The following is a 17873-nucleotide window of genomic DNA, read 5'->3' on the forward strand; positions in this document are numbered from 1 at the left end:
CTCGCCATGGCCATCAATACGACCCCATTCAATGCTGCCGCCACCGCCTATGGCAATGCCAGCCGGCTGATCAACCAGGCGGCGAAGCCCAGCGCCGATCTGACGGCCACAGCCCCGGCAGCAGGCGGCAATTTTGCCGACCTGTTGGCGCAGAACGTGCAGGGCGTCGTCGACCAGGGCAATGCGACCAACCAGATGGCCATGGACATGGTCAGCGGCAAGGCCAATGTGGTCGACATGGTCACGGCGCTGTCGGAAACCGAAATGGCCATCGAATCCATGGTCACGATCCGCGACCGCGTGATTTCGGCCTATGAAGAAATCATGCGGATGCCGATCTAAACCGGTCGCCTCAACATCCACTGTGCCGCCCTCGGGCCTGACCCGGGCGCCAATCTCCATTGCAATGGATGTTGAAAATAGTCCCCGTGTCGAGCCCGAGGACGGCCTGGAGGTGATGGTGGGCTCGGTGGTCTGCTAGACTGCAGGGCGATTCGAAGAAGGTTTGAGCCATGACCGGCGCAGAAGTGCTCGACATTGCCAGCCAGGGCATCTGGACGCTGATCATCGTCTCGATGCCCATGATGCTTGTCGGGCTGATCGTGGGCGTCGTCATCGCCCTGTTCCAGGCCCTGACGCAGATCCAGGAAATGACCCTGGTTTTCGTTCCCAAGATCATCGCCATCTTCATTACCATGCTCATCACCCTGCCGTTCCTGGGCGCCACTATGGCCGGCTATATGGACCGGGTGGTCGACATGATCATCGTGGGTGGCTGAGGGTGACGCTCAGCCTCGACTGGCTGCCGGCCACCGCCTTTACCTATATCATTCTATTCGCGCGCATCGCCGCCATGCTCATGCTGATGCCGGCACTGGGCGAACAGACCATTCCGGTGCGGATGCGCCTCGGATTTGCGCTGGCCTTCACGCTGGTGGTCTATCCGCTGCTGGCCGAGGTGATCCCGGCCATGCCCGCGGACCTCGCCGGCATGGTGGGCATCCTGTTTCATGAACTGGCCGTGGGGCTGATCATCGGCGCCATCGTGCGCATCACCGTCATGGCCACGCAGGTGGCAGGCACGATCGTGGCCTTCCAAGCCGGCCTTTCCGGCGCATTGGCAGCCGACCCGACCCAGATGGGCGTGCAGGGCGCGGTGTTCTCCAGCTTCCTGTCGTTCCTGGGCATTACGCTGATCTTTGCCACGGACCTTCACCACATGGCGCTGGCAGCGATCTATGACAGTTACATGGTGTTTTCACCCACCGATCCGCTAATGTTCGAGGACGCCATGCAATTGGCGGTGCGAACGGTCAGCAGCGCTTTCGCGGTCGGCGTGCAGATGGCCGCCCCCTTCATTGTCTTCGGCCTGGTGTTCAACCTTGGTGCCGGCATCCTGGCGCGGTTGATGCCGCAATTGCAGGTCTATTTCGTGCTGATGCCGGCCAATATCATCGTCGGGCTGCTGCTGTTCGCGATCCTTCTGGTGATGATGATGGGGTGGTACATCACCTCTTTCGAAAATCACCTGGCGATGTGGAGGGGCTGATCCATGTCGAGCGAAGCCCCCGATCAGGACTCCAAAACAGAAGACCCCTCCCAAAAGAAGCTGGAGGACGCCCACAAGAAGGGCGATGTCGCAAAAAGCCAGGAAGTGACAACCTGGTTCATGCTGCTGGGTTCGGCCATCGTCTTCACCATGGTCTCGCCCTGGGCCAGCCAGCAGATCAGCTCGTCCCTCGGCCTGATCATCATGAATGCCGATCAGTTCGATGTGGAAGGCGCCGGCTTTTCCAGCTTTTTCAACGGGCTGGCCTTCACCCTGATCGGCGTCACACTGATCCCGCTCGTGGTACTGCTGGCCTGTGGGGTGCTGGCCAATCTGGTGCAGCACCGCCCGGTATGGTCCTATGATCCGATCACGCCCAAACTCTCCAAGCTCTCGCCCATTGCCGGGGCGAAGCGCCTGTTCTCCACCGATGCCTTGGTCAATTTCGGTAAGGGGCTTATCAAGATCGGGGTGGTGGGCACCATCGTGGTGGTGGTGTGTTGGCCCGAGCGAGACCGGCTGGACACCATGATGACGGCCGATCCGATCATGATCCTGCTCGACTTCCAGGAAATCGGGATCAAGATTTTTGCCGCGGTGCTGGCGGTGATCACCGCGATTGCCGCCGCCGACTTCTTCTACGTTCGTCATAAATGGTGGAAGCGACAGATGATGACGGTGCAGGAGACCCGCGAGGAATACAAGCAGATGGAAGGCGACCCGCATGTGAAGGGTCGTATCCGCCAGCTTCGCCAGGAACGTGCCCGAGGCCGCATGATGGCGGCGGTGCCAGACGCGACCGTGGTCATCACCAACCCGACCCACTTTGCAGTGGCTCTCAAATACGACAAGTCCATGGCTGCGCCCAAATGCGTGGCCAAGGGCGCCGACGCGGTGGCCCTGCGCATCCGCGAACTGGCCAAGGACAATGACGTGCCCATCGTCGAAAACCCGCCCCTGGCGCGAGCGCTGTTCGCCTCGGTGGAGATCGATGAAACCATTCCGACCGATCACTTCAAGGCGGTGGCCGAGGTCATCGGCTTTGTGATGGGCCTCAAGCGTCCGGGTGGCGGCTGGCGGCCGAGTGCGTAGAAGGGGGAGTGATTTCTCGATTCTGCTGGCGATTGCATTGGTAACGCTCGCCGCGATTGTCTTCATCGCATTGGCGCCGGAGTGGGGGCGCGAGAGTTGCTCGGAGAGACTCGAAAGAATGCTCCTCGCTAATGATCCAGCGGCTGAAAATCTCAAATGCGAGTGAACCTTGGAACAAACCGGATCACAGCCATGTTGAAAAGCCGCTTCGCACTCCCACGCGGGCGGACCATTTGATAGACCTCTTGGTGTGTCCTGATTCGGGACAACCTTTTTTGTTGGTCGCGTGATCGAAACGCAAAAGCCTGCGACTTTTGCTGATTACGCCCCGGCGCGCTGGAGCAATTCATAATGGCATCGACGCCGCTCGGCGAGGACAGCTATCCCGAACCGGTTCTGGATGCAGGGCGCGGTGGCGCCGGCCTGTGGCGGGTGGTGGTGCTCGGCCTGATCCTGGTGATCGTGGCCGTGGTCTTTTCGCTGTTCGGCGACCGTATCCCGTCCGAACTGGTGATGACCTTTGTGGGCGTGCTGGCGGTGGCCGGGGTGTTTTTCCTGTTCGGCCTTGCTGCGGGGCTGTTCCGCTTTGCCACCAGCGAGGAGCGACGCACGCTGAGCCACGCCGTTGTCGACAGCCTGCCGTTCGGCGCGGTGATTGCCGACCGCGAGGGCAAGATTTCCTATGTGAACCATCACTATGGCAGCTTTCCCGGAGCAATGACCAATGGTGTGCCGGTGGGCGTGCCGCGCCTGTTCTCCGGCTATGCCGATGCCGGAGAGGCCATCTACAGGCTGTCGAGGGCGGCGCGGGACGGGCGCAGTGCTGTCGAGGATATTCGCGTACCCGGGGGACTTGGCGGTTCGCAGGCCGAGGCCACACGGGTGTTCTGGTACCGGGTTTCGGTGCGGCCGCTGCCGCAGACCGAGGACAGCCGCAAGCCGCTGGTGGCCTGGTCGGTCGAGGACATCACCCGCGACCGCGAGAACAACGAGACCGCCTTCCGCGACCTGCAGCGCGCCATCGACTATCTCGATCATTCGCCCTCGGGCTTCTTCTCGGCGGATGCGCATGGCCGCATTCAATATCTCAATTCGACCCTGGCCGACTGGCTCGGCTATGACCTGGCCGAGTTCAATGCCGGGCAGCTGGCGCTGACCGATATCGTGCGGGGCGATGGGGCTTCGCTGCTGATGCGGGGCAGGGGTGATGGGGAAATCCGCACCGAAATCATCGATATTGACCTGGTGCGCCGCAATGGCACGACGCTGCCGGTGCGCCTCTTGCATCGCGCGGCAAGGCTGGCCGATGGCGAACTGGGCGAGACGCGGACACTCGTCCTCGATCAGTCGAGCGCGCCGGATGTCGAGGAAGAGTTGCGCGCCGCCGAGGTGCGGTTCTCGCGCTTTTTCAACGACACGCCCTTTGCCATTGCCACGCTCGATGGCGAGGGGCGCATCGTGCGCACCAATGCGCCGTTCGGGCGTATTTTCCGCTGGTCGGGCGAGGACAAGAGCCTCGAATTGCAGCCGCTGCACGACCTGATCGGCGAGGCCAGCCGCGACAAGTTGATCCGCGCGCTGGCCGACGCCACGGCGCAGCGCTCCGAGATCGAGCCGGTCGATGCCGTCCTCAGCGCCGAGGGCGACCACGCCGTGCGTCTCTATATCTCGGCCTCCGAAGTCAGCGCCGGGTCGCCCGAGCAGATCAATGTCTATGCGCTCGACATGACCGACCAGCGCAAGCTCGAAGCCCAGTTCGCCCAGAGCCAGAAGATGCAGGCCGTTGGCCAGCTTGCCGGCGGGGTGGCGCATGATTTCAACAATCTGCTGACGGCCATTATCGGCTTTTCCGACCTCTTGCTGCTCAAGCACAAGCCGGGTGACCCCTCGTTCAACGAACTGATGCAGATCAAGCAGAATGCCAATCGCGCTGCCGGCCTCACAAGGCAATTGCTGGCCTTTTCGCGCCGCCAGACGCTGCGGCCCCAGGTGCTGGAACTGCCGCTGATCGTCGACGACCTGACCGTACTTTTGAAGCGCATGATTGGGGAGAAGAACAATCTGACGGTCGAGCATGGCCGCAATATCTGGCCGGTGCGTGCCGACGTGGTGCAACTCGAACAGGTGATCATCAACCTGGTGGTCAATGCGCGCGATGCCATGCCCAATGGCGGCGCGATCACCATTCGCACCGCCAATGTCACCGAGGCAGAGACGACGGGGATGAGGTTCGAGGGCATGGTTCCGGCCGACTACGTTCTCATCGATGTCGAGGACACCGGCACCGGCATGAGCCCGGAGGTGATCAGCAAGATTTTCGAGCCCTTCTTCACTACAAAGGAACTGGGCAAGGGCACAGGCCTGGGCCTCTCGACGGTCTATGGCATCGTCAAGCAGACCGAGGGCTATATCTATCCGGTGTCGACGCTTGGCGAAGGCACCACGTTCAAGATTTTCCTGCCCCGCTATGTTCCCAGCGCCGAAGAAACCGCCGCCAAGGCCGCCATTGCCGCCGCACCCGTCAAGGACCTGACCGGTCACGAGCGCATCCTGCTGGTCGAGGACGAGGAAAGCGTGCGCGCCTTCTCGGCCCGCGCCCTCAAGGCGACCGGCTATGAAGTGTTCGAGGCAGATGGGGGCGAGGAAGCGCTGGAGGTACTGGCCGATCTCGACTACCAGGTCGACTTGATCATTTCCGACGTGGTGATGCCGGAAATGGACGGCCCCACCATGCTCAAGGTCATCCGCGAAAAGATGCCCAGGCTCAAGATCATCTTCGTCTCCGGCTATGCCGAGGAAAGCGTGCGCCGCGATATAGAGGACGACCAGAGCGTCGACTTCCTGCCCAAACCCTATTCGCTCGACCAGATCAATTCCAAGGTCAAGGAAGTGCTGCGGCGGATCGACAAGACGGATGGTTGACTGCAGTCACACGGAGCCTTGATCCTCCCCTCGATGGGAAGGGATCAAGGGCGGGGCGGGCAAAGAACGCGAACTTTGGGATTGGACAAAATCATGAACGTCGTCCCCCGGATCGAAGGCCAGTCCGAGCTCAATGTCCTGGGCGAACCCTTGCAGCCCTGTTCACACGATCCGCTGACCGGCTATTTCCGATCGGGCTATTGCGCGGCGGGGCCCGAGGGCATGGCGGTGCATCTGGTCTGCATAGCGGTGACGGACGATTTTCTCGCCTACTCGGCCAGTGTCGGAAACGACCTCTCGACGCCCATGCCGGACTACAATTTTCCCGGCCTCGTCGCCGGCAATCGCTGGTGCCTCGTCGCCGCGCGCTGGGCCCAGGCGCACAATGCCGGCAAGGCGCCACGCGTCTATCTGCGGGCGACCAATCAGCGCGTGCTAGATCTGGTTCCGCTCGAGTTTCTCAAGGCTTATGCGATGGATTTGAACTAGCAGTTCAGTCCTGCTCCGACGCCAACAGCCGATCAAGGCTCTGGAAACTCATCTCCATGCCATCGGCCATGCCGGTGGCCGCGACCATGTCGCGGTGGGCGAGCGAGGTATAGGTCAGGGTGTTCACCAGTTTGGTGCCGCGCTCATCCAGTTCGAACAGGAGTTCGGCGCGATAGGCGGGGCCCATGACGCCGGTGTCGAACACTTCCTGGCTGTCGACATAGCGGATGGCGTCGATCTGGCTGATGCCGCCCGAGACGGCGAGGAAGCCTTCACCGCCGGGGCCGTGCCAATCGAAGCGGTAGGCGCCGCCGGTGCGGGCGTCATAGGTGCAGACCGGCATGGTCCAGCCATCGGGGCCGGTCAGCCAGCGGCGGATCAGGCTGGGCTGGGTGTAGCGGGCATAGACCAGATGCGGCGGCGCCGCGAAACCGCGCTCAATGACGATCTGGGTGTCGGTTGGGGGCGCTTACCGAGAGCGGGTCGCCAAACATCATGCCTGCCTCCTCAAGTCCTGCCGGCCATGGCTTCGAGCGCCTGCAATTCGTCGAGGAGCCCATCGAGCCGACCGAACTGCGCCGACCAGTATTTGCGGTAGTCGATCATCCAACGCGTGGCCTCGGCCAACGGCTGGGCCTCAAGGTGCACCGGACGCCTCTGCGCGTCGCGGCCGCGCGACACTAGCCCGGCCTTTTCCAGCACCTTGAGATGCTTGGAGATGGCCGGCTGGCTCATGGCGAAGGGTTCGGCGAGATCCATGACGGTCACGTCGCCATCGCGCGCCAGCCGCGCCAGAATGGCCCGCCGCGTCGGGTCGGACAGGGCGTGAAAGGTGGCGTCGAGACGCGCGGTGTCGGCCATTCAAAACGATCCCGTTACAAAACCATATAGTTATCTATAAGGTCTGCCCGGATGTTGGGTCAAGCGGAGCCGCCGCGAATGGGCGTTCCTTGAGCCAGGAGGCCTTCGTCGGCCAGGGTGCTCCAGAGCGCGGCCGGGATGCGAATGTCCCACCAGTCGAGAATACCATCCAGCTCCTGGGGCGAGCGCGGGCCGGGCAGGACATTGCAAACGGCCGGATGGGTCAGCGGGAATTGCAGGGCGGCGGCGGGCAGGGGCACGTTGAAGGATTTGCACACCGCCTCGATGGCGCGGACTTTGGTCACGATGTCATCGGGAGCCTTGGCGTAGTTGAATTTGTCGCCGCCCACCAGGATGCCGGAATTGAACGGGCCGCCGACCACCACCGAAGCCTTGCGCTTGAGGCAGGTGGTCATGAACGGCGCAAGCGCTGTCTGCTCGAGCAGGGTGTAGCGGCCGGCCAGCAGGAACACGTCCCAGTCGCCCAGTGCAAAGGCGTCCATGAGCACTTCCCACTCATTGACGCCGAGCCCGATGGCCTTGACCGCGCCGCTTTCGCGCAGTTCGCGCAGCGCCCTGTAGCCGCCCGAGGCGAGCTGCTGCCACAGGGGCTTGTTAGCTTCGACGCCATGGGTGGCCACGCCGATATCGTGGACATAGAGAAGGTCGACGCGCTCGAGGCCCAGGCGCTGCAGGCTGTCCTCGTAGGAGCGCATCACCCCGTCATAGGAATAGTCATAGTGCTGGTCGAAGGGCAGGGGATCGATCCAATTGCCCTTGTCCTGCGCAGCAGGGGAGACGGGCCGTAACAGGCGTCCGACCTTGGTGGAAATGATCGGGCGGGGCGTGGCCGAGCGGACGACATCGCCCATCAGATGCTCGGAGCGGCCAAGACCATATTGCGGGGCCGTATCGACATAGGTGATGCCCATGTCGAGCGCGTGGGCCACGGTAGCGCGGGCCTGTTCGGCCGGCACGGCCGAGAAAATGCCGGCAAGGCTGGCGCCGCCCAGCCCCAATGTCGTCACCGCCAGATCGGTCTGGGCGATGCGGCGTTTTTCCAATGTGCGGGCGGTCATGGCGGTCCTCCGTGCAGGCGCCGGATAACTGACATGTTAGTTGGTGGGAGTAAAGCCGGAGCGTGGCGCCCTATCCCACACGGTTCCGCCCTCGGCTTGACCCGAGGGCCAGATCGGGAGCTCCAATTTATGGGTCCTGCCACTGGATAGCGGCCCTCGGGTCGAGCCCGAGGGCGGCGCCGAGTGTGTGGGGGCGGCCTAGTAAACCCCGTCAATCATCACCGGCTTTTCCGCTTCGACGCGCACCGGATTGCGCAGCGGCAGGCCGAACTGGCTTTCCTCGATCTCGAACACATCGTCGGGTTGGGTGGAAATGCCATCGGCAAAGCTCAGCGTCGCCGTGCCGAACATGTGCACATGCACGTCGCCGGGCTGGCAGAACAGGTCATACTTGAAGTGATGATATTCGAGATTGGCGATAGTGTGGCTCATATTGTCCTCGCCCGAGAGGAAGGGCTTTTCCCACAGCACCTTGCCGTCGCGGAGAATGCGCGACATGCCCTCGATATGCCGCGGCAGGTCGCCGACGCGCAGCTCCGGGCCGAAGGAACAGGCGCGCAGCTTGGAATGGGCGAGGTAGAGATAGTTGATCCGCTCGGTGACGTGATCGGAGAACTCATTGCCCAGGGCAAAGCCGAGGCGGCGCGGCTGGCCATTGGGGTCGATCACATAGATGCCGGCGATTTCGGGCTCCTCGCCAGCGTCGAGCGCGAAGGCGGGGGAGGGAATGGCACTGCCCGGATTGGCAACAATGTGACCATTGCCCTTGTAGAACCATTCGGGCTGCACGCCCTTCTCGCCGGCTTTCGGCTTGCCGTTTTCCAGACCCATGCGGAACATTTTCATGCTGTCGGTCAACTCGCCTGCCGGCTTGTCGCCATTGGCCTTGTGCATGGCGTCGCGCGTCGCGGCCGAGCCGAGATGAGTAAGACCGGTGCCGGTGACGTGCAGATGGGCGGCATCGGGATGGTCGATGGGCGCGAGGAGGCGGCCTTCACTGGCCAGCGCCTGCTTGTCCACGGCCTCGCCGAGGCCGCTGGAATCAACAGCGGCAGACAGGCCAATATCGTCCGCAAACGCGCTCTGCACCAGGTCATAGACACTGGTCACGCCATTGACGCGGTGTGTCTGGCCATTGCGCGTCACGCCGACGGCGCGGTTTCCCTTGTCGTCGAAATACTGGATGAGGTGCATGGAGCGGTCCTTTGGAGAAATTTGGCGGCATAAAACGTGTCCGCAACCGAACTGTCCAGTCAAAAATCATACTTTTAATGAAGTGAAGACGCAGAGGCCAGAATCGCCCTACCAGCAGGCGAGCGCCGTCTTCGGCTCCAGCGGGCGATGTTCTCATTTTGTCTCTTGACGTGACCGAAACAAAATGAGAACAAATAAAGCACGAATTGGACACATCAGGCATCAGCCGCCTCTCGTTGCACGGGTTTCGAGAGCGTGAAATAAGGAGACAGCATTATGGCAGCTTCGCCGCTTCGCGTTGTTGAGGGTGGATCGATGGATAAGGACAAGGCTCTCGCGGCCGCGCTGAGCCAGATCGAGCGGAATTTCGGCAAGGGCTCGATCATGCGCCTGGGCGAGGCTTCGTCCATCGAGGTCGAATCTATCTCTACCGGCTCGCTCGGTCTCGACATTGCGCTGGGCATTGGCGGCCTGCCAAAGGGTCGTATCGTCGAGATTTTCGGGCCGGAAAGCTCGGGCAAGACGACGCTGGCGCTGCATGTAATTGCCGAGGCGCAGCGCAAGGGCGGCATCTGTGCCTTTGTCGATGCCGAGCATGCGCTCGATCCGATCTATGCCCGCAAGCTGGGCGTCAATGTCGATGACCTGCTGATTTCGCAGCCCGATGCCGGCGAGCAGGCGCTTGAAATCACCGATACGCTGGTCCGAAGCGGCGCCATCGACGTACTGGTGGTCGATTCGGTGGCGGCGCTCACCCCGCGTGCCGAGCTTGAAGGCGAAATGGGCGACAGCCTGCCGGGCCTCCAGGCCAGGTTGATGAGCCAGGCCATGCGCAAGCTGACCTCATCCATTTCCAAGTCGAAATGCCTCGTCATCTTCATCAACCAGATCCGTATGAAGATCGGCGTCATGTATGGCTCGCCCGAGACGACAACGGGTGGCAATGCGCTCAAATTCTACGCCTCGGTGCGTCTCGATATCCGCCGCATCGGCGCGCTCAAGGACCGCGAGGAGATCGTGGGCAACCAGACCCGCGTAAAAGTGGTGAAGAACAAGCTGGCGCCGCCGTTCCGCCAGGTCGAGTTCGACATCATGTATGGCGAAGGCATTTCCAAGACAGGCGAATTGCTCGATCTGGGCGTCAAGGCCGGCATTGTCGAGAAATCGGGGGCCTGGTTCTCCTGGGACAGCCAGCGGTTGGGCCAGGGCCGTGAGAATTCACGCCAGTTCCTCAAGGACAATCCCGAAATTGCGGCGACCATCGAGCACGGCGTGCGCGAGAGTTCTGGCCTTCTTGGTGAAGTTTTGCTGGTGGCCGGCGGGGACGATAACAGCGATAGCGACGAGTAACCTCCCCGATCCCATGCTCCCTAATTGAGGCACCGGTCATCCGGTGCCTTTTTTGTTGTCCCTTGGCGGCGTGGAGCGGCCTCGCAATGCTGGACAGGCCCAAGGCCTGCGGGATAGAAAGCCTCAAAATTTCCTTTGGGCGCGTCCGCGTCCGCTCGCCATGAAAGCCTCTGCATGACCAGCGTAAACGATCTCCGTTCGAGCTTTACCGGCTATTTTGCCCGCAACGGCCATGAGGCGGTGTCGTCCAGCCCGCTGGTGCCGCGCAATGATCCCACGCTGATGTTCACCAATGCGGGCATGGTGCAGTTCAAGAACGTCTTTACCGGCGTCGAGAAGCGCCCCTATTCGACCGCGACCACGGCACAGAAATGCGTCCGTGCCGGTGGCAAGCACAATGACCTCGATAATGTCGGGTTCACCGCGCGCCACCACACCTTTTTCGAGATGCTGGGCAATTTTTCCTTTGGGGACTACTTCAAGGATCAGGCCATCGAACTGGCCTGGACCCTGCTCACCAAGGAGTGGGCGCTGCCGAAGGAAAAGCTCATGGTCACCGTCTATGAAGACGATGACGAGGCGATGGCGCTCTGGAAGAAGATCGCTGGTCTCTCCGAAGACCGCATCGTGCGGCTCGGTGCCAAGTCGAATTTCTGGCAGATGGGCGATACTGGTCCCTGCGGCCCTTGTTCGGAAATCTTCTATGACCATGGTGACAAGGTCTGGGGCGGCCCGCCGGGCTCCCCGGAAGAAGATGGCGACCGCTGGATCGAGATCTGGAACCTGGTGTTCATGCAGTTCGAGCAGCATCCGGATGGCTCGCGCACCGGCTTGCCACGTCCCTCGATCGATACCGGCATGGGGCTGGAGCGCATTGCCGCCGTCATGCAGGGCGTACACGACAATTACGACATCGACCTGTTCAAGGCGCTGATCGGGGCCGCGGCCAATGCCACCAATGCCGATGTCAGCGGCCCGGGCAACCGGAGCCTGCGCGTCATAGCCGATCACCTGCGTTCGATGAGCTTCCTGATCGCCGAGGGCGTGCTTCCCTCCAATGAAGGTCGCGGCTATGTGCTCCGGCGCATCATGCGCCGTGCCATGCGCCACGCCACTCTGCTCGGCGCCAATGAGCCAGTGATCCACAAGCTGGTGCCGACGCTAGTCCGGGAGATGGGCCAGGCTTATCCCGAACTCAGCCGCGGCGAGGCGATGATCGCCGAGACGGTGCGCCTCGAAGAGGGCCGCTTCCTCAAGACGCTGGGGCGCGGCCTGCAGATATTGGAAGCCGAGACGGCTAGCCTTGGCGAGGGCGCCACGCTCGACGGCGCGACCGCCTTCAAGCTCTACGACACCTATGGCTTTCCGCTCGACCTGACCCAGGATGCGCTGCGCTCGCGCAATATCAGCGTCGACCAGGCCGGTTTCGACGCCGCCATGGCTCAGCAAAAGGCCGAGGCGCGCAAGAACTGGGCTGGTTCGGGCGAAGCGGCGACCGACAGCGTCTGGTATGGCCTGGCCGACAAGCTCGGGCCCACCGAATTCCTTGGCTACGAAACCGAGATCGCCGAAGGCGAAATCACGGCACTGTTGGTGGACGGTGCAGAGGTCGAGGCCATCTCGGCCGGCGAGGTCGGTATCGTGGTGGTCAACCAGACCCCGTTCTACGGCGAAAGCGGCGGACAGGTTGGCGACACTGGCACCATCAGGGGCGAGGGGGTCGTGGCCGAGGTAACGGATACGGGCAAGCATCATGGCATCTTTGCCCACAAGGTCACGGTGACCGAGGGGGTGCTGAAGCGCGGCCAGGCGGTCGAGCTGCTGGTCGACCATGATCGCCGCTCGTCGATCCGCGCCAATCACTCGGCCACCCACCTGCTGCACGAAGCCCTTCGCCTGGTGCTTGGCGACCATGTCGCCCAGAAGGGGTCCATGGTTTCGGCAGACCGTCTGCGGTTTGATTTTGTCCATACCAAGCCAATGAGCCCCCAGGAGATGGCCGAGGTCGAAGACATCGCCAATGCCATCATCCTCCAGAATACGCCGGTCGAAACCCGGCTGATGGGGGTCGAGGAGGCCAAGGATTCGGGCGCGCGTGCCCTGTTTGGCGAAAAATACGGCGACGAGGTGCGCGTTGTTTCCATGGGCGAGCCCACCGGAAATGGCCTTGGCTGGTCGGTCGAATTGTGCGGTGGCACCCATGTGCGCCGCACCGGCGATATCGGCCTTGTGTCGGTGGTCGGCGAGGGCGCCGTCGCCGCCGGGGTGCGTCGTATCGAGGCGCTCACCGGCAAGGCCGCGCGCCATCGGGGCAATGACAATATCAATATCGTCGCCTCTGCTGCGGGCTTGCTTCGCTCCGGCACGCATGAGGTGCTCGATCGCATCGAGGCGTTGCAGGATCAGGTCAAGAAGTCGGAACGGGCGCTTGCGGACGCCCGCCAGAAACTGGCGCTGGGCGGCGGCGGCGAGGCTGCCAGTGCCGGTGAGACTGTCAACGGGGTGACCTTTGTCGGACGCGTCGTTGAAGGCGTGGCCGCTAAGGACATCAAGTCGGTGGTGGATGCTGAAAAGAAGCGCATCGGCTCGGGGGTCGTTACCATCGTGCTCAAGGGCGAGGACGGCAAGGGGACGGTGGCCATCGGCGTTACCGATGACCTCACCAGCCGCTATGCCGCCGGCACGCTGATCAAGTCCGCCACGGCGGCGCTGGGCGGGCAGGGCGGTGGCGGCCGGCCGGACATGGCCCAGGGCGGCGGCCCGGACGGCAGCAAGGCCGACGCGGCCATCGCCGCCATTCGGGCGCTGATCTAGCCGGAAGCACTTGCGGACAATTTTACGGCTGCCGTTCAGCGCGAACCCACGCTCAGCGGCAGTTTGCGTGTGCGACCGACATCTGATGCCTTAGATTAAGCGTCAGGACTGGGAGGGTCTGGCGAAGATGCCCAAGCGCACCAGCTGCTCGCGCGGCCGGTGATCGTGCAGCGGCAGGATCACTGGGACCGCGCCGTGCACTAGCTCTGTCGGATCAGAGCCCGATGCGGAAGAAGAAGATGCGGGGCTTCCAGCGGATCGGGGTCTTCTCGGTCAGCACATTGAGCAGGCCGGCGCCGACCACGACCAGCATGCCGACAACGGCTATCCAGTCGGGATATTCGCCGAAGAAGAGCGCGCCAAACAGGATCGCCCAGATTAACTGGCTATATTGCACTGGGGCGATGAGATTGGCCGGTGTCTGCCGGCTGGCCTGGATCAGCAGCAGGCCGCCCATGCCGCCCAGGAGGCCAATCCCGAGCAGCAGGGCCAGTTGTTCGAGCGTCGGGACCACGAAGGTGGGCAGCATCAGCACGAAATTGACGATGCCCGAATAGAGCACCTGCAGGCCCACAAGGCTGACGCGGCGTTCCCTGGGCGCGACATGACGGAGAATGGTGGTGGTGATGGCGCCAAGGACAGCGCCGGCCATCATTACGAAATGCCCGGTTTCGAGTTCCCGCAGCCCCGGCCGGATGACCAGGACCACGCCCAGGAAACTTATGAACAGCAGGACCCATCGATGCAGTGCCACATGCTCGCGCAGCAACAGCACGCAGAGCAGGGTCACGAACAGGGGCGTGGTAAAGCCGATGGAATAGACATCGGCAAAGGCAATGTGGGTGAAGGCATACATCACGCAGGCCGTGCCCGAAATGGCGGTCAGGCAGCGCAGATGCACCAGCCAGGGGTGGTGCAGCCTGTAGGCGTCGCGCCAGCGCTCGCCGCGCTTGGTCAGCATGGCGGGGATGATGGAAAAGCTGGTGGTGAAAAAGGCGATCTCGAACACGGAGAGACCCGGTCCGGTGGTCTTGATCAGGGCATCGGCCACCGAAAAAATGGCATAGGCCAGAAAGGCGAGAACGACGCCGATGGGCATCCGAATTATCCAGACAGGAAAGGGGCGGACTCGGGAAGGAATGGCGCTACCATACGTGCGGCAATTCCATCCGTCATTGGGGCGGGGGCGGGATTTGCACCGGTTCGATGCCCTTGAGTGCAGGACCGACGATTTCGATGCGGTTAGTCCAGATATATCCATCAAAATCCTGCGGGACTTGCGCCAGTGTGTCGACATCGTCGATACCCGCAGTTCCGGGGTCGCCGGCGCCATAGGGACCGAGCAGGATCACTTCGCTGCCCGCATCGGCCAGGCGCTGTTGCAAGAGGTTAGGCCAGCCCCAGAGCCAGGGGGCGATATTGATCGGGATCATCACCTTGGTGTTCTCGCAGGCGCCGGGAACGTGGCCAGTCCAACCCAGCGCCAGATATTGACCAAGGCAATCGACCAGACCGCGCCGCGACCAGACATTGAGCCCCTTGATCAAGGTGGCCGCGCGGTAGGTCGGCTCATCGCCGCCATAGGCGCCCCAGATGGGGCTGCGCCATTCGGGGTGGCCGGTGACCAGCGCCGCCAGCATGTCGCCCTCGCGGGCCTCACGGCTCTTGAAGTTGACGAGGAATTGCCGGTCGGGCATCGCTCGGAGCACCTCCTCGAGTTCCGGCATCCGGCCTGTGCCGGTGCCGCGAAACGGAAAGGTCTGTCCGCCATCAGCGGTATAGCCAAAGCCGATATCGAGGGCGCGCAATTGGGCCATGGAATGGGCGCGGGTTTCTCCCGAGCCCTCGGTGCGGCAGTCCACGGTCCAATCGTGCATGACGGCGAACTGGCCATCGGTGGTGGGGTGGACATCCAGCTCGACAATATCGGCGCCGGAAGCGACGGCTGCCTGCATCGAGGCCATCGTGTTTTCGAGCAGGGCATGGCGCGGTGCGTCGATACGCTCGGCCGTACAGGTGTCGTTGTCGAGATTTTCGCGGTTGAAGGTCTGGTAAACGCCGCGATGGGCGATGAGACGAATCTCCACATCCGCCTGCGGCCCGACGCGCCAACTGGCGTTGAAACCGTAGATGCCGGCGCCTGCTGCCAGAACGGCGAGGCCTACCCAATAGCGTCGTTTCATGAAGTCCCCCCGCCAGCGCGATGAAGCGCCCGTGTTTAGGACGAAATTGCGGCCGGGTCCACGTTTGCTGTTGTCGTCGAAGGTTGGTGTCGCAGTTGCAAATGGCGCATGGTGAAGCGGGTAGAGGCGCCCCCAAGGCGCCCTTTATTGTCAGTCGTCGAAACTGATATCACCACCGCTCGACGCATCCACATCGCGCTGGCGAGGATTGCCGGAAACGTCGATATCAGCGCTGCTGGAGGCCTGGGCCCGGACCTGTTCGGCAAGGTGGGCGCTGATATTGGCGCCGCTCGAGGCCTGCAGGTTGCCCATCTCGGCCCGGAGGTTCTCGGCGTCGATGCCGGAGCCGCTGGAGGCGTCCAGATTAACCGTTTCGGCCGTGCCGGAAACATCGATGTCCGAGCCGCTCGATGCGCTGGCATCGAACTGGCGCAGCTTTGCGTCCTCTAGGACGATATCGGCCCCGCTCGATGCGTCGAGCTTGAGCGTATCGCCCGCAATCGCCTTGAGCGAAATGTCAGCGCCGGAGCTGGCGGTTGCCGCCGTGAGTGCGGGCAAGGTGATGTCCAGCGTCACGGCATTGCCGCTGCTGAACAGCATGCCCACAAGCCCACCGCTGAAAATAAAGTCGAGGAAGCTGCTTTCGATGCGGGCGACCAGCACGCCGCCCTCGACGCTGAGCTGAAGGTTGTCGAGTGCATCGTCTGAGCGTGATGCAGCGTGAACGGAGAATGTGTCCGCAAGCGTTACCCGCGCATCGAGCCCGGTGGCGATGTCGATCTTGTCGAAGCCATCGAGATCAAAATCCCGGCTCTGCGCCAGCGCAGGGGTGCTGAGGGCGAGGCCGGCAATTCCGGCGGCGATGAAGGGCCTGGCGCGACGCATGGCAATCTCCCTTTGCTGCGATAAAAGTGAGATGGGGCGGCACGTATTGTGTTCAACCGGAATCATAACGGAAAAACGCGTAGCGCGCCTCTTGATAGGCACATGAGTGTAACCTATGGCGCAACAAAAAAGCCGGGGCATGCCCCGGCTTTCGAAGTTCCTTTGACTATGGCTTACGCCATGGCCTTCTGCAGGTTGAGGTCGATGGCGTCGAGGAAGCCGATCGTGGTCAGCCAGGGCTGATCCGGACCGACAAGCAGCGCCAGGTCCTTGGTCATCTTGCCTTCCTCGATGGTGTCGACCGTGATCTTTTCGAGCGTCGATGCGAACTTGGCCAGTTCGGCATTGTTGTCGAGCTTGGCGCGGTGGGCGAGGCCACGGGTCCAGGCAAAGATCGACGCGGTCGAATTGGTCGAAGTTTCCTTGCCCTGCTGGTGCTGGCGATAGTGACGGGTCACGGTGCCGTGGGCGGCTTCGGCTTCGACCGTCTGGCCATCGGGGGTCATCAGCACCGAGGTCATCAGGCCAAGCGAGCCAAAGCCCTGAGCCACGGTGTCGGACTGCACGTCGCCATCGTAGTTTTTGCAGGCCCAGACATAGCCACCGGACCACTTGAGGGCCGCTGCCACCATGTCATCGATCAGGCGGTGCTCGTACCAGATCTTCTTGGCTTCATACTGTTCCTTGAATTCTGCCTCGTAGATCTCCTGGAAGATGTCCTTGAAGCGGCCGTCATAGACCTTGAGAATGGTATTCTTGGTCGAGAGGTAGCAGGGCACTTCGCGCAGCAGCGCATAGTTGAGCGAGGCGCGGGCGAAGTCGGCGATGGAATCGTCGAGATTGTACATGCCCATGGCGATACCGGCGGAGGGCGCGTCGAACACATCCTTCTCGATCACGGTGCCGTCTTCACCGACGAATTTCATCGTCAGCTTTCCCTTGCCGGGGAATTTGAAATCGGTGGCGCGGTACTGGTCGCCATAGGCGTGGCGACCGACGATGATCGGCTGGGTCCAGCCGGGCACGAGGCGCGGTACGTTCTTGCAGATGATCGGCTCGCGGAAGATCACGCCGCCGAGGATGTTGCGGATGGTGCCGTTGGGCGAACGCCACATGCTCTTGAGCTTGAACTCCTCGACGCGCTGCTCATCGGGGGTGATGGTGGCGCATTTGATGCCTACGCCATGCTTCTTGATCGCATGGGCCGAGTCCACGGTCACCTGGTCGTCGGTGGCGTCGCGGTTCTCGACCGAAAGGTCGTAATATTCAATCGGCAGGTCGAGATAGGGATGGATGAGCTTGTCTTTGATCGCCTGCCAGATGATCCTGGTCATCTCATCGCCATCAAGATCGACGATGGGGTTGGCGACTTTGATCTTGCTCATCGAATTGCTCCCTTGCAAATACGCTTTTTCGGCCCTGGGCCAAGTTCGGTCGCCCGTATAGCACCGCCAG

At 62.3% G+C, this 17873-nt stretch carries 16 protein-coding genes; 8 read left to right on the plus strand and 8 right to left on the minus strand.

Features of this window, described 5'->3' with window-relative positions:
- The first annotated feature begins 6 nt into the window (after positions 1-6).
- From ACXYMS_RS04925 to ACXYMS_RS04950, 6 genes are all read left to right on the plus strand, one after another.
- Entirely contained in the window at positions 7-342 is a 336-nt protein-coding gene (locus ACXYMS_RS04925; RefSeq protein ID WP_458904174.1) for a flagellar hook-basal body complex protein FliE, read from the plus strand.
- Positions 343-512: 170 nt separating this feature from the next.
- Positions 513-779, plus strand: coding sequence for a flagellar biosynthesis protein FliQ (fliQ, locus tag ACXYMS_RS04930; RefSeq protein ID WP_375597031.1), 267 nt, complete (start codon positions 513-515; stop codon positions 777-779).
- A gap of 2 nt (positions 780-781) precedes the next feature.
- Entirely contained in the window at positions 782-1549 is a 768-nt protein-coding gene (gene fliR / locus ACXYMS_RS04935; RefSeq protein ID WP_458904176.1) for a flagellar biosynthetic protein FliR, read from the plus strand.
- A gap of 3 nt (positions 1550-1552) precedes the next feature.
- Entirely contained in the window at positions 1553-2641 is a 1089-nt protein-coding gene (flhB, locus tag ACXYMS_RS04940; protein WP_458904177.1) for a flagellar biosynthesis protein FlhB, read from the plus strand.
- 351 nt (positions 2642-2992) lie between these two features.
- The gene (cckA, locus tag ACXYMS_RS04945) at positions 2993-5563 is read left to right on the plus strand and encodes a cell cycle histidine kinase CckA (protein ID WP_458904179.1); all 2571 of its coding nucleotides are present in this window, start codon (positions 2993-2995) and stop codon (positions 5561-5563) included.
- Positions 5564-5656: 93 nt separating this feature from the next.
- Complete coding sequence (locus ACXYMS_RS04950) at positions 5657-6052, plus strand: DUF2237 family protein (RefSeq protein WP_458904181.1); 396 nt, start codon at positions 5657-5659, stop codon at positions 6050-6052.
- 4 nt (positions 6053-6056) lie between these two features.
- Here ACXYMS_RS04950 and ACXYMS_RS04955 read toward each other — a convergent pair whose 3' ends face one another.
- The 4 genes from ACXYMS_RS04955 to araD1 form a co-directional block, all read right to left on the minus strand.
- The gene (locus tag ACXYMS_RS04955; protein ID WP_458904614.1) at positions 6057-6500 is read right to left on the minus strand and encodes an SRPBCC domain-containing protein; all 444 of its coding nucleotides are present in this window, start codon (positions 6498-6500) and stop codon (positions 6057-6059) included.
- 59 nt (positions 6501-6559) lie between these two features.
- Entirely contained in the window at positions 6560-6913 is a 354-nt protein-coding gene (locus ACXYMS_RS04960; RefSeq protein WP_458904183.1) for an ArsR/SmtB family transcription factor, read from the minus strand.
- 59 nt (positions 6914-6972) lie between these two features.
- Positions 6973-7992, minus strand: a complete 1020-nt coding sequence (locus ACXYMS_RS04965; RefSeq protein ID WP_458904185.1) for an aldo/keto reductase — start codon at positions 7990-7992, stop codon at positions 6973-6975.
- Between the two features lie 198 nt (positions 7993-8190).
- Entirely contained in the window at positions 8191-9186 is a 996-nt protein-coding gene (gene araD1, locus ACXYMS_RS04970; RefSeq protein WP_458904186.1) for an AraD1 family protein, read from the minus strand.
- 276 nt (positions 9187-9462) lie between these two features.
- Between araD1 and recA the strand changes: the two genes are divergently transcribed.
- On the plus strand, positions 9463-10536 hold the full coding sequence (gene recA / locus ACXYMS_RS04975; RefSeq protein WP_458904188.1) for a recombinase RecA: 1074 nt from the start codon (positions 9463-9465) through the stop codon (positions 10534-10536).
- A 174-nt stretch (positions 10537-10710) separates the two neighbouring features.
- Positions 10711-13350, plus strand: a complete 2640-nt coding sequence (gene alaS, locus ACXYMS_RS04980; protein WP_458904190.1) for an alanine--tRNA ligase — start codon at positions 10711-10713, stop codon at positions 13348-13350.
- Between the two features lie 214 nt (positions 13351-13564).
- Here alaS and ACXYMS_RS04985 read toward each other — a convergent pair whose 3' ends face one another.
- The 4 genes from ACXYMS_RS04985 to ACXYMS_RS05000 all read right to left on the minus strand — a co-directional run bounded on the left by ACXYMS_RS04985 (position 13565) and on the right by ACXYMS_RS05000 (position 17803).
- Positions 13565-14449, minus strand: a complete 885-nt coding sequence (locus tag ACXYMS_RS04985) for a DMT family transporter (RefSeq protein ID WP_458904192.1) — start codon at positions 14447-14449, stop codon at positions 13565-13567.
- 73 nt (positions 14450-14522) lie between these two features.
- Positions 14523-15533, minus strand: a complete 1011-nt coding sequence (locus tag ACXYMS_RS04990; protein WP_458904194.1) for a glycerophosphodiester phosphodiesterase family protein — start codon at positions 15531-15533, stop codon at positions 14523-14525.
- 150 nt (positions 15534-15683) lie between these two features.
- The gene (locus tag ACXYMS_RS04995) at positions 15684-16418 is read right to left on the minus strand and encodes a head GIN domain-containing protein (RefSeq protein ID WP_458904196.1); all 735 of its coding nucleotides are present in this window, start codon (positions 16416-16418) and stop codon (positions 15684-15686) included.
- A gap of 173 nt (positions 16419-16591) precedes the next feature.
- On the minus strand, positions 16592-17803 hold the full coding sequence (locus ACXYMS_RS05000) for an NADP-dependent isocitrate dehydrogenase (protein ID WP_458904198.1): 1212 nt from the start codon (positions 17801-17803) through the stop codon (positions 16592-16594).
- Positions 17804-17873: the final 70 nt, after the last annotated feature.

Source organism: Devosia sp. CAU 1758 (assembly GCF_054482695.1).